This is a genomic window from Rathayibacter sp. AY1F4 (assembly GCF_002931775.1).
Taxonomy (GTDB): domain Bacteria; phylum Actinomycetota; class Actinomycetes; order Actinomycetales; family Microbacteriaceae; genus Rathayibacter.
In genome coordinates, this window is the sequence record NZ_PSVE01000041.1 from 1 (window position 1) to 11,541 (window position 11,541).

Genomic DNA, 11,541 nt, shown 5'->3' on the forward strand with positions numbered 1-11,541 from the left:
GGCGAAGGCGATGGCCACGGCTGCGCCGATCCCGGAGTCGGCTCCCGTGATGAGCGCGCGGCGTCGGCGCGCGGGGGAGCCCACTGTCGTCCGGTGTTCATCCGCGGAGCGGAGCACCGGCACGTCCGGGTCGCCGTGCCGGTCCTCCGAGCAGGCGCGGTGCCGGCTACCACAGCGCCGCCCGCCCGTGCACGGGGTGGCACTGGAGGCGCGGCTCGCCTGGGATGGAGGGGAGCGGCCCGATCCGGGTGCCGCGGACGGAGGAGCCATGCCCGACCAGTACACGTTCACGAACCCCGCCACCCAGTACCCGGATGTGACTCCGCCGGTCCAGCAGCAGCCCGAGCCCGGGCTGCAGTCGCGGATGACCCCGGTGCCGGACCTCGGCGAGGAGAGCTACCGCGGCACCGGCCGGCTCGCGGGCCGCCGCGCGCTCATCACGGGAGCCGACTCCGGGATCGGCGCAGCCGTGGCCATCGCCTTCGCCCGCGAGGGGGCCGACGTCGCCCTCGCCTACCTCCCGAGCGAGGAGGAGGACGCGCAGCACGTGATCGGGCTGATCCGCGCGGAGGGGCGCACCGCCGTGCCGATCCCCGGCGATCTCACGAGTGCCGAGTACTGCACGCGGCTCGTGGCGGAGGCGGTCGAGGGGCTCGGCGGGCTCGACGCGGTGGTCAATGTGGCCGGCAAGCAGATCTGGAAGGAGGACCTGCTCGACATCACCGACGAGCAGTTCGAGGCGACCTTCGCGGTCAACGTCTTCGCTCCGTTCCGGATCATCCGCGCGGCCCTCCCCCACCTGCCCGCGGGCGCCACCATCATCAACACGGCGTCGGCGGAGGCGCACAAGCCCGCCCCCGACCGCCTCGACTACGCGATGACGAAGGGCGCGATCAACAACCTCTCGAAGGGCCTCGCGCAGCAGCTCGCCGCGAAGGGCATCCGCGTGAACGTCGTGGCGCCCGGCCCGACGTGGACCGCCCTGCAGGTGAGCGGCGGCGTCGACCCCGAGAGCCTGCCCGACTTCGGCTCCAGCGAATCGCCGATGGGCCGTGCCGCCCAGCCCGCCGAGCAGGCCCCGGCCTACGTGTTCCTCGCGTCCGCCGAGTCGAGCTTCGTCGCCGGCGAGACCCTCAACGTGAACGGCGGCATGGTCTCGCCCTGACCCGCCGTGCCGCCGCCGCTCGCTGGTGTGCCGCCGAGACGCCTCCGTCCTGCTCGAGACACGGGCTCGCGTCAACCCTCTCCCGATCGGCGGGCGGCGTGAGGTGCCATGGAGGGACCACCACGAAGGAGCACCATGAGCACCACGACCGTCCTCCCCATCGAGACCTACTCGGACGAGCAGGGCTGGCACAACCGCATCGCCCACGCTCGGGTCCCGCTGAGCCACCACGAGTCGCGCCAGGAGGCGGAGGAGGTCGGCGAGGAGATCGCCGAGCAGCGCGGCGGGGAGCACGTCGTCCTCGGCTGACGGCCGGCGCGGGGCGCGGCATGCCGTGCCCGATCGGGGAACGCGCCCGGCCCGCGGAAGGCGCCGGGCCCGCAAGTCGCGCCCGAACCGCAGGCGCCCGCTCCGCAGACGCCCCCCGCGTCTAGAGCCCTCGACCCCGCCCGGTCAACCTTCTCGACCTCCCGGCCCCCTCCTCCCTGACGTGGCGCGTCGTGCTCGCTCCCGAGCGCGCGACGAGAGGACGACATGGCCACCACGAGCGACGCCCCCGCGACCGGAGAGGCCGGCGGCACCTCCCTGCGCCGCCGCATCACCGGCCCGCTGCTCTACTTCTTCATCCTCGGCGACGTCCTTGGCGCAGGCATCTACGCCCTCATGGGCACGCTCTCGGCGGAGGTCGGCGGCGCCGTCTGGATGCCCCTCCTGCTCGCGCTCGGCCTCGCGCTGCCGACCGCCGGCTCCTACACCGAGCTGGTGACGAAGTACCCGAAGGCGGGAGGCGCGGCGGTGTTCGCGCAGCGGGCGTTCAAGCGCCCGATCGTCTCGTTCCTGGTCGGCTTCGCCATGCTCGCGGCCGGAGTGACCAGCGCGGCCGGTCTGTCGCTCGCGTTCGCCGGCGACTACCTCGGCACCTTCCTCGACGTGCCGACCGTGCCGACGGCCATCGTCTTCCTGATCCTCGTCGCGTGCCTCAACGCGCGGGGCGTCGCGGAGTCGCTGCTCAGCAACACGGTGATGACCGTGATCGAGGTCGGCGGCCTGCTGATCGTGATCGGATGCGTCGCGCTGCTCGTGGCGGGCGGAGGCGGCGACCTCGCCCGCACGGTCGAGCTCAGCTCCGAGCAGGCGCCGGCGCTGGCGGTGCTCGGCGCGGCGATCATCGCGTACTACTCCTTCGTCGGCTTCGAGACCTCGGCCACCATCGCCGAGGAGATCCGCGACCCCAGCCGCGTCTACCCGCGCGCGCTGTTCGGCTCGCTGCTGACGGCCGGCGCGGTGTACGTCCTGGTCGGCCTCGCGAGCTCGATCGCGCTGCCCGCCGACGAGCTGTCCGGATCCTCCGCCCCGCTGCTCGACGTCGTGACGGCGAGCGGAGCCGGGGTGCCGGCATGGCTGTTCAGCCTGATCGCGCTCGTGGCGGTCGCCAACGGAGCACTGCTGACGATGATCATGGCGAGCCGCGTCACCTACGGCATGGCGAAGGACGGCCTCCTCCCGGACGTGCTCGGCCGCGTGCTGCCGAAGCGCCGGACGCCGTGGGTGGCCATCGCGGTGACCACGCTGGCGGCGTGCCTCCTGACCCTGGTCGGCGATCTGGCGACCCTCGCCGAGACCGTGGTGCTGCTCCTCCTGCTGGTGTTCATCAGCACGAACGTCTCGGTGCTCGTGCTGCGGCGCGACAGGTTCGAGCACGACCACTTCCGCGTGTGGACGGCGATCCCCGTGCTCGGCATCGCCTCGTGCGTGCTGCTCCTCAGCCAGCAGGACCCGATCGTCTGGCTCTACGCCGGGATCCTCCTCGTGGTCGGAGTCCTCGTGCACCTGGCGACCCGCCGCTCGTCCCGCCGCACCGCCTGATCCGACGGGGGACGGGCCGGCCGCACCATCCGACCGTCCTCCCCCGGCCGAGCCTCGCTCGCCCCGCGACCGGTCAAGCCCCTGGGCGGACGGCCGTCCGAGGCGTGGGATGGAGGGAACGGAAGGAGCACGAATGACCGACACACCCTCCCGCGAGGAGCTGCCGCTCCCCGACTGGAACGACATCCCGCTCGGCACGCTCGCGGAGCGCATCCGCCCGCTCGACGAGGCCGGCCTCGGCGCGCTGCTCGCCTACGAGGAGGCGCACGGGCACCGCCTGCCGGTGACGACGATCCTGCACTCGCGACTCGAGCAGCTGCGCGGGGGAGCGGAGCCGGCAGGCAGCGCGCCGGAGTCGCTGCCCGAGGTGTCCCGCTCGTCGTCCGGATCGCCGGTCTCACCGGCGACGTCCGGTCCGCCGATCAACCCGCCCTCGCACGGAGTGCCGACGAACCCGGCTCAGCCGCGCTGACGGCGGCGGGCGGAGTCGCGGTCGCGCCGGCTCCGCTCCCGCCGCGCGCTGCTCAGGGCCTGCCCAGCGCGCACGGGCAGACTGTGTGGAGCCGATGACGGCGACCGGACGAGGGAGCAGTACCCGGAACGCGACAAGACTGACTCGTAGGAGCTGTCATGTCCTGGATCGTCCTCATCCTCTCCGGTGTCCTCGAGGCCGTGTGGGCCACCGCCCTCGGCAAGTCGGAGGGGTTCACCCGGCTCGGCCCGTCGGTCGTCTTCGGGGTCGGCGTCGTCGCGAGCATGGCCGGCCTCGCCTACGCGATGCGCGAGCTGCCCACCGGCACCGCGTACGCGGTCTGGGTCGGGATCGGCGCTTCGCTGACCGTCCTCTACGGCATGTTCTTCGGCGGCGAGGGCTTCTCGCTCGTGCGCACGCTGCTGGTCCTCGGGATCGTCGGCTGCGTCGTCGGCCTGAAGCTCGTGCACTGAACCGGGGCCCCCGTCCTCTCCTCCGCGAGAGCCGCTCCCGTACGCGACACGCCGACGGAGGCGCACCGGACTGGCATCTCGCCGAGGGTCCGAGGCCGGTGGTTGCAGGACGCCGCGCGTTCCGCCTAGGCTCGGCGCATCAGGGGAGAACGATCGTTCTACGGTTCTCCCCGCCCCCCAAGGAGGACTCATGCCCACTCGTACCGCACGCACCGCCTGGAACGGCTCGCTCGAGACCGGCGAGGGCCAGGTCGAGCTCTCGAGCTCGAAGATCGGCACCTACGACGTCTCGTTCCCCAAGCGCGCCGCCGACGACGCCAACGGCTCGACCAGCCCCGAGGAGCTCCTCGCGGCCGCCCACTCCGCCTGCTACGCGATGCAGTTCTCGGCCGTCCTCGGCCAGGCCGGCGGCACCGTCGAGGCGCTCGACGTCCGCGCCGACGTCTCGCTCGGCCCGGACTCGGCCGGCGGATTCAAGCTCACCGGCATCAAGCTCATCGTGAGCGGCGAGGTCTCCGGCATCGACGAGGCCGCCTTCCTCAAGGCCGCCGACGAGGCCAAGGAGACCTGCCCCGTCAGCAAGGCGCTCACCGGAGTCGACATCACGCTCGACGCCACCTTCGAGGGCTGAGCCCCTCCGCGCGTCCGGAGCACCCCGTCGCGTATCGCGGCGGGGTGCTCGTGCGTCCGGCGCGGCCGCGGAGCGGCGTCTCGAGACCCCTGCCCCCCACCGGCCGCCCGGCGCCCCCTGTCGTCAGACCGCCGCCGGCGCGTAGCGGAAGCCGGCGCCGAGGTGCTCCTCCGGCAGCCGGTCGCCGCGGCCGTGCAGCTTCTGGCGGAGGCTCCCCTCGACGTACTCCTCCGGGTACGCACCGCGGCGGCGCAGCTCCGGCACGATGAACTCCACCACGTCCTCGAAGGTGCCGGGCGTGATCGCGTAGGCGAGGTTGAACCCGTCCACGTCGGTCTCCTCGACCCACTCCTGCAGGTGGTCGGCCACCTCTCCGGGCGAGCCGACGACGAACGGGCCGAGCCCGCCGATCACGCTGAGCTTGGCGATGTCACGGACCTTCCACTCCGAGCCGTCCTCGTTCGCCTCCTGGAAGTTGGCGACGGCCGACTGGATCGCGTTGCTCTTCACGTTGCCGATCGGCTCGTCGAGGTCGTACTGCGACAGGTCGATGCCCATCCAGCCCGACATGAAGACCAGCGCCCCCTCCTCGCTCCCGTAGGAGAGGTAGTCGCGGTGCTTCTCGTGCGCGGCCTCGCTGGTCTCGGCGGTGATGATCGTCAGCAGCGTGTAGATCTTCGCGGAGTAGCGGTCGCGGCCGGCCGCCTCGAGGGCGTCGCGGATGCGCGAGACGGTCGCCTTCAGGCCGGCCTTCGTCGAGGACGCGACGAAGATCGCCTCCGCGTTGCCCGCCGCGAAGCGGATGCCGCGCGGCGACGCTCCCGCCTGGTAGATGACGGGGGTCCGCTGCACCGACGGCTCCGAGAGGTGGATGCCGGGGACGGTGAAGTTCTTGCCGCGGTGCCCGATCTCGTGCACCTTCGCCGGGTCGGTGAACACGCCGGACTCGCGGTCGCGGACGACCGCGTCGTCCTCCCACGACCCCTCCCACAGCTTGTAGAGCACCTCGAGGTACTCGTCGGCGACGTCGTAGCGGTCGTCGTGCTCGAGCTGGTCCTCGTGGCCCATGTTGCGGGCGGCGCTGGGGAGGTAGCCGGTGACGACGTTCCAGCCCACGCGGCCCTTCGTCAGGTGGTCGAGCGTCGACATGCGCCGCGCGAACGGGTACGGGTGCTCGTAGGCGGTGCCCGCGGTGATGCCGAAGCCGAGGTGCTCGGTCGCGGCGGCCATCGCCGAGACGAGGAGGATCGGGTCGTTGACGGGGACCTGCGCGCCGTGGCGGATCGCCGCCTCGTTCGAGCCGCCGTAGACGTCGTAGGTGCCGAGCACGTCGGCGATGAAGATCCCGTCGAACGTGCCGCGCTCGAGCAGCTTCGCCAGGTCGGTCCAGTACGAGAGGTCCTTGTACCGCCAGGACTGGTCCTGGGGGTGGCGCCACATGCCCGAGGACTGGTGGGCGACGCAGTTCATGTCGAAGGCGTTGAAGCGGATCTGGCGGGTCATGGAGTCGATAGTGCCCAGCGGAGCCGCGAACGGGTACCCAGCGCGACGCACGGCGTCACAATGCGACGCCCGTCGAGAGCGGGGAGCCTCTCGAGGTGGTCCCCTGCGGACGAGGTGCCGTGCCGTGCGGCGCGATCTCGTCCGTAGCGGCACGTCTCGCGAGATCTCACGAGATCCGGGGCGGCGTCAGGCCAGCTCGCGCCCCAGGAAGCGCACGTGCTCGCCGATCTGGAACGCCTCGCCGCCCTCGTGGCCGTTGAAGGGGTAGACGCGGATCTCGCGGGGTCCGGCGTAGCGGTTGTAGGAGGCGTAGACGGTGGACGGCGGGCAGATGTCGTCGCGGAGCGCCACCGAGAACAGGGCGGGGGACTGCGCGTAGGGGGCGAAGGAGGTGCCGTCGAAGTACGAGAGGGTGTCGAACACGCGCGCCTCGGCGCCGCGGTGGGTGTGCAGGTACTGCACGATCTCGCCGTACGGCATCGTGTCGACCAGCCGCACGGCGTGCGGGATGTGGGAGAGGAACGGCACGTCGACGATCGCGGCACGCGCCGACTCCGACTCGCCGAGCAGGCCCAGGATCCCCGTGACGGCCAGGGCGATCCCGCCTCCCTGGCTGCCGCCCGAGACGGCCACGCGGGAGGCGTCGACCGCGGGGTGCGCCCGCAGCAGGTCGAGCGCGCGGACGGCGTCGGTGAAGACGCGGCGGTAGAAGTGCTCCGCGGGCGACTCGATGCCCTGCGTCATGAAGCCGGAGACGTGCGGCCCGCTGCCGACCGGGTCGGGCGTCGCTCCCGAGCGGTGCCCGGACCCCTGGCCGCGGGTGTCCATGACCAGGTGCGCGTAGCCGGCGGCCGACATCGCGGTCCACTCCGCGAGCTGCCCGCGGCCGCCTCCGTAGCCGATGAAGGTCACGAGCCCGGGGAGGGGGCCCTCGACGCCGCGGGGGAGGATCAGCCACGCGCGGATCGGGTGGCCGCCGAAGCCGGAGTAGGTGACGTCGACGGTGTCGAGCAGCCCGAAGCCGGCGTCGACCGGCTCGAACAGCGGCTCGGTCGCGACGGCCCTCGCCTCGGCGATCGTCTCGCGCCAGAACTCGGCGAACCCGGCGGGCTCGGCGATCTCGGGGGCGTACTGCTCGAGGAGGTCGAGCGGGAGGTCGTACTGCGGCATCACGGACTCCTTCTCGGGCAGCGGCGCCCGAGGACCGAGGCTACTGGAGGCACGGGCCCACCTGGGTGCGGCGTGGGAGAACGCCGCAGAGCGGAATGCCTGGGCACCCTCCGCGTTCTCCTCAGCATGACGACGTACGGAATCATCGGAGCAGGCAACATCGGCAGCCAGGTCGCACGGGCGGTCATCGCCCTCGGGGACGAGGTGGTCATCGCGAACTCGCGCGGCCCCGAGACCCTCGCCGACCTCATCGCGGAGCTCGGCCCGAAGGCCCGCGCCGCCACGGCACAGGAGGCGGCCGAGGCCGCCGAGATCGCCGTGGTGACGGTGCCGCTGAAGAACCTCGAGGAGGTGCCGGTCGCCCCGCTCGCCGGCAAGATCGTCCTCGACACGAACAACTACTACTTCGAGCGCGACGGCCGCATCGAGGCGCTCGACAAGGGCGAGACCACGACCAGCGAGATGCTCCAGCAGCACCTCCCGGAGTCGAAGGTCGTCAAGGCGTTCAACCACATCATGGCCGCCGACATCACCACCGACGGCACCCCGGCCGGCACGCCCGACCGCCGCGCTCTCGCGACGTCGAGCGACTACCCCGAGGCGATCCACTTCGTGACCGACCTCTACGACCGGATGGGCTTCGACACCGTGGCGATCACGCCGCTGAGCGAGTCGTGGCGCGTCGAGCGCGACCGCCCCGCCTACGTGGTCCGTCAGAACCGCGAGGAGCTCGAGGCCAACCTCGCGAAGGCCCCTCGCACGGTCTGATCCTGCCTCTCGAAGGGGAGCGGTGCTGCGGCGCCGCTCCCCTTCGGCATGTCCGGACGGCCTCGGAGGCGCGCCCGGTACGGCCCCGTCGGCGCTCGCCGCCGCTGAGCCTGCGATAGTCGAGAGGACCAGCCACGCACCAAAGAGCCCCGATCGGGCTCCGAGAGGAGAGGCCTGCCATGCCCTCGACCCCCCGTTCCGTCCCCTCCCGCTCCGGGCTCTCGCGCCGCAGCGTCGTGATCGGCGGTCTCGCGGTGCTCCCGCTGCTCAGCGCCTGCACGCCCGACTCCTCCGCTCCGGACGACGCCCAGCAGGAGGCGCCCCGCACCCGCACTGCGGCTCCGAGCGGGCCGGTGGCGCTCGCCCCGGACGCGCTCGCCGCGAGTGCGGCCCTGTTCGCCGCGGCTCCACTGGTCGTCCTGGTCGAGGACGTCGCCGAGTCGCGCCTGCGCGCCGCCCAGGTGAGCATCGCCTGGGGCGTGCCGCTGCTGGTCGGCTCGGCGGGATCCGGAGCGACGGCCGCCCCGACCGCGGACGCCGCGGCCGTGGGATCCACGGCTTCCGAGACGCCGTCCGACTCCGCGACGCCGTCGGACTCGGCGACGCCGTCCGACTCCGCCACCCCGTCCGCCACACCGTCCTCCACCGCTCCGACGTCCGACGCCCTCGCCGCCGAGTTCGCCCGCCTCGGCGTGACCCGCGTGCTCGCGATCGGCGACGTCACCGCGCCCGAGGGCGTCGACGTCGTCGCCTCCGCCTCCGACGCGGCCGCCCTCAGCACCGCGTCCGGCCTGACCGTGACCGACCTGGCGCTCGCCGACCTCGCCGCCGCCGCGCCGTCCACCGCCTCCGACGCTCCCTTCGGCGCCCTCCCGGCCCGGGCCGACGCCCTGACCGGCCTGCACGCCCTCGCCCGCGCGCAGGACGCCGACGTCGCCGCACTGGCGACCGCCCGCGCGGCCGGCGTGCCCGTCACCGTGGTCGACGGCGACGACCTGCTCGCCTCGGGCGGAGCCGTGACCGCGATCGCCGAGGCCGACGCCTCCTGCACGCTGCTGCTCGGCCCCGTGCTCGCCGCCCAGCCCGAGCCCGAGTGGGCCGTGCGTGCGGCCGCGAGCGGCTGGCAGCTGCCGGGCGGCGGCCAGCGGATGTTCGGCGGGCACCTCTTCGTCGCGATCTACGGCACTCCGGGCGCTCCCGTCCTCGGCGTGCTGGGGGAGCAGGGCCTCGAGCCCACGATCGCGCGGGCGGAGGCTGTGGCCGAGCCGTACCGGGCGCTCACCGACAAGCAGGTCGTGCCGAGCCTCGAGATCATCACCACAGTCGCGGCGGGCGACCCCGGCAAGGACGGCGACTACTCCAACGAGCTCGACGCCGCCGACATCCGCCCCTACATCGACGCGGCGCTGGCCGCCGGGATGTACGTGGTGCTCGACCTGCAGTCGGGGCTGACCGACTTCCTCACCCAGGCCAAGCAGTACGCGGACCTGCTGACGCTGCCCAACGTCGGCCTCGCGCTCGACCCGGAGTGGCGCCTGCTGCCCGGCCAGAAGCCGCTGGAGCAGATCGGGCGCGTCTCGGCCGCCGAGGTCGACAGCGTGTCGGAGTGGCTGGCCGACCTGGTGCAGAGCGAGGGGCTGCCGCCGAAGATGTTCGTGCTGCACCAGTTCCGGCTGTCGATGCTGCAGGACCGTGACAGCATCCGTCGCGACCGGCCCGAGCTGGAGTTCCTCATCCACGTCGACGGCCAGGGCTCGCAGCCCGACAAGCAGGCGACCTGGGACGCGCTGCACGAGGGCGCCCCCGAGGGCATCGCCTGGGGCTGGAAGAACTTCTACGACGAGGACACGCCCATGCTCACCCCCGCCGAGACCATGGCCGAGGTCCGCCCCCTCCCCGACCTCGTCACCTACCAATAGGCGGATCCCGGAGGCGGGCGTCAGCGGCGCAGGAGCTCGCCGGAGACGACGCCCGCCTCGACCTCCTCGAGGGCGCGGCCGCGGGTCTCGGGCACGCGCTTCCAGATGAAGACGAGCGCGAGCACGCCGACGGCGCCGAACAGGAAGAACGTTCCGGTGATGCCGACGCCGGAGACGAGGGTGGGGAAGAACAGGCCGAGCACCGCGTTCGTGATCCAGTGGCAGAAGATCGCGATGCCGACGCCGACGCCGCGGATCCGCAGCGGGAAGATCTCGGACAGCATCACCCAGGTGACGATGTTGAGGAACGTCTGCATGCTCCCCACGAACGCGACGACCAGCACCAGGATCACGTACGGCCGCGCCGGGTTCCCCACGGGGAGCGCGACGGAGGCGATGCCGATCAGGAAGTGCATCGCGGTGGTCAGGGAGTAGCCGAGCAGGAGGGTCGTGCGGCGGTTCATCGTCTGCATGAGCCGCAGCCCGATCAGGCCACCGATCACGGCGATCGCCCCGGGCGCGATGTTGGCGACGAGCGCGCCGTCGTGGTCGAAGCCCGCCTCCTTCAGCACCGACTGGCCGTAGTACATGATCGAGTTGATGCCGGTGAGCTGCTGGGCGACTCCGATCCCGATGCCCACCAGCAGGATGCGCACCGCCCAGCGCTCGCGCAGCGCCTGCAGCAGGGGGATCCTCGGGCCGTCCTTCGCGCCGATCGAGCGGGCGATGGTCTCCGCCTCCGCGTGGGCCCGGTCGGGCGTGCGGATGGTGGTGAGCACGCCGAGCGCCTCGTCGCGGCGGCCGTGCGCGATCAGCCAGCGCGGCGACTCCGGGACCCGGGTCATGCCGAGCAGGAGCGCGGCGGCGGGGAGCGCGGCGACGGCGAGCATGATCCGCCAGACGCCGGGCAGCTCGCCCCAGACGGTGCCGATGACGGCGTTGGCCACGAAGGCGGCGAGCTGGCCGATCACGATCATCAGCTCGTTGCGGCCGGCGAGCGAGCCGCGGATCTCGGAGGGGGAGATCTCGGAGAGGTAGATCGGCACGACCACCGAGGCGCCGCCGACGGCCAGTCCGAGGACCGCCCGCCCGAGGACCATCACGCCGAAGCCCGGCGCCACCACGCAGACGAGGGCGCCGACGAGGAAGAGCACGGCGAGCAGGCGGATCGTGGTCCGCCTCCCGAGGGCGTCGGCGAGGCGTCCGCCCGAGATCGCGCCGACCGCGGCGGCGAAGAGGAGAGAGCTCGTGACGACCCCCTCGGTCAGCGCGGTGAGGCCCAGCTCGGCCGACATCGGCTCCAGGGCGCCGTTGATGACGCCGGTGTCGTAGCCGAAGAGGAGGCCGCCGAGGGTCGCGATGAGCGCGATGAGGCCGAGACGCCGAGTCGGCGCCTCCAGGGAGGTGGTGGTCATCCGCTCACTCTGACGCATGGCCGCGCGGTGAGGGAACCCTGGACCGCCGAGGGAACCCGGTGTAGCGGGTCCCCGACGGCCCGGGGCCCCTCGGCGGTCCAGGGTTCCCTCACCGCGCGGCCATGCGTCAGAGTGAGCGGATGACCACCACCTCCCTGG

The 11,541-nt window shown here is 72.7% G+C and carries 11 protein-coding genes and 1 riboswitch; of the genes, 8 read left to right on the forward strand and 3 right to left on the reverse strand.

The features are described from left to right. Nucleotides 1-268 precede the first annotated feature (268 nt). From C5C59_RS16700 to C5C59_RS16725, 6 genes are all read left to right on the forward strand, one after another. Nucleotides 269-1,165, forward strand: a complete 897-nt coding sequence (locus C5C59_RS16700; protein WP_104227027.1) for an SDR family oxidoreductase — start codon at nucleotides 269-271, stop codon at nucleotides 1,163-1,165. Nucleotides 1,166-1,300: 135 nt separating this feature from the next. Continuing rightward, on the forward strand, nucleotides 1,301-1,474 hold the full coding sequence (locus tag C5C59_RS16705) for a DUF2188 domain-containing protein (protein WP_159940661.1): 174 nt from the start codon (nucleotides 1,301-1,303) through the stop codon (nucleotides 1,472-1,474). A 225-nt stretch (nucleotides 1,475-1,699) separates the two neighbouring features. Beyond that, nucleotides 1,700-3,031 (forward strand): APC family permease, encoded by a 1,332-nt coding sequence (locus C5C59_RS16710; RefSeq protein WP_104239536.1) that lies wholly within the window; start codon nucleotides 1,700-1,702, stop codon nucleotides 3,029-3,031. A 133-nt stretch (nucleotides 3,032-3,164) separates the two neighbouring features. Then, nucleotides 3,165-3,503 carry a hypothetical protein gene (locus C5C59_RS16715; RefSeq protein WP_104239537.1) on the forward strand — a complete coding sequence of 113 codons (339 nt, stop codon included), beginning with the start codon at nucleotides 3,165-3,167 and terminating at the stop codon, nucleotides 3,501-3,503. Nucleotides 3,504-3,588: 85 nt separating this feature from the next. After that, nucleotides 3,589-3,652: riboswitch (guanidine-III (ykkC-III) riboswitch) on the forward strand. 9 nt (nucleotides 3,653-3,661) lie between these two features. Further along, nucleotides 3,662-3,976, forward strand: a complete 315-nt coding sequence (locus tag C5C59_RS16720) for a multidrug efflux SMR transporter (RefSeq protein WP_104222377.1) — start codon at nucleotides 3,662-3,664, stop codon at nucleotides 3,974-3,976. A 190-nt stretch (nucleotides 3,977-4,166) separates the two neighbouring features. Beyond that, the gene (locus C5C59_RS16725; RefSeq protein ID WP_104222378.1) at nucleotides 4,167-4,607 is read left to right on the forward strand and encodes an OsmC family peroxiredoxin; all 441 of its coding nucleotides are present in this window, start codon (nucleotides 4,167-4,169) and stop codon (nucleotides 4,605-4,607) included. Nucleotides 4,608-4,730: 123 nt separating this feature from the next. Here C5C59_RS16725 and C5C59_RS16730 read toward each other — a convergent pair whose 3' ends face one another. Further along, nucleotides 4,731-6,110, reverse strand: a complete 1,380-nt coding sequence (locus tag C5C59_RS16730; RefSeq protein ID WP_104239538.1) for an LLM class flavin-dependent oxidoreductase — start codon at nucleotides 6,108-6,110, stop codon at nucleotides 4,731-4,733. Between the two features lie 186 nt (nucleotides 6,111-6,296). Then, nucleotides 6,297-7,280 (reverse strand): acetylxylan esterase, encoded by a 984-nt coding sequence (locus tag C5C59_RS16735; RefSeq protein WP_104239539.1) that lies wholly within the window; start codon nucleotides 7,278-7,280, stop codon nucleotides 6,297-6,299. A gap of 126 nt (nucleotides 7,281-7,406) precedes the next feature. Here C5C59_RS16735 and C5C59_RS16740 point away from each other — a divergent pair, with 126 nt between their 5' ends. Beyond that, the gene (locus C5C59_RS16740; protein WP_104239540.1) at nucleotides 7,407-8,048 is read left to right on the forward strand and encodes an NADPH-dependent F420 reductase; all 642 of its coding nucleotides are present in this window, start codon (nucleotides 7,407-7,409) and stop codon (nucleotides 8,046-8,048) included. A gap of 179 nt (nucleotides 8,049-8,227) precedes the next feature. Beyond that, nucleotides 8,228-9,967: a hypothetical protein gene (locus C5C59_RS16745; RefSeq protein ID WP_104239541.1), complete on the forward strand. Its 1,740-nt coding sequence runs from the start codon at nucleotides 8,228-8,230 to the stop codon at nucleotides 9,965-9,967. A 20-nt stretch (nucleotides 9,968-9,987) separates the two neighbouring features. On the opposite strand, the gene C5C59_RS16750 is transcribed toward C5C59_RS16745, so the two are convergent. Beyond that, complete coding sequence (locus tag C5C59_RS16750; protein ID WP_258062814.1) at nucleotides 9,988-11,382, reverse strand: sugar porter family MFS transporter; 1,395 nt, start codon at nucleotides 11,380-11,382, stop codon at nucleotides 9,988-9,990. Between the last annotated feature and the right edge of the window lie 159 nt (nucleotides 11,383-11,541).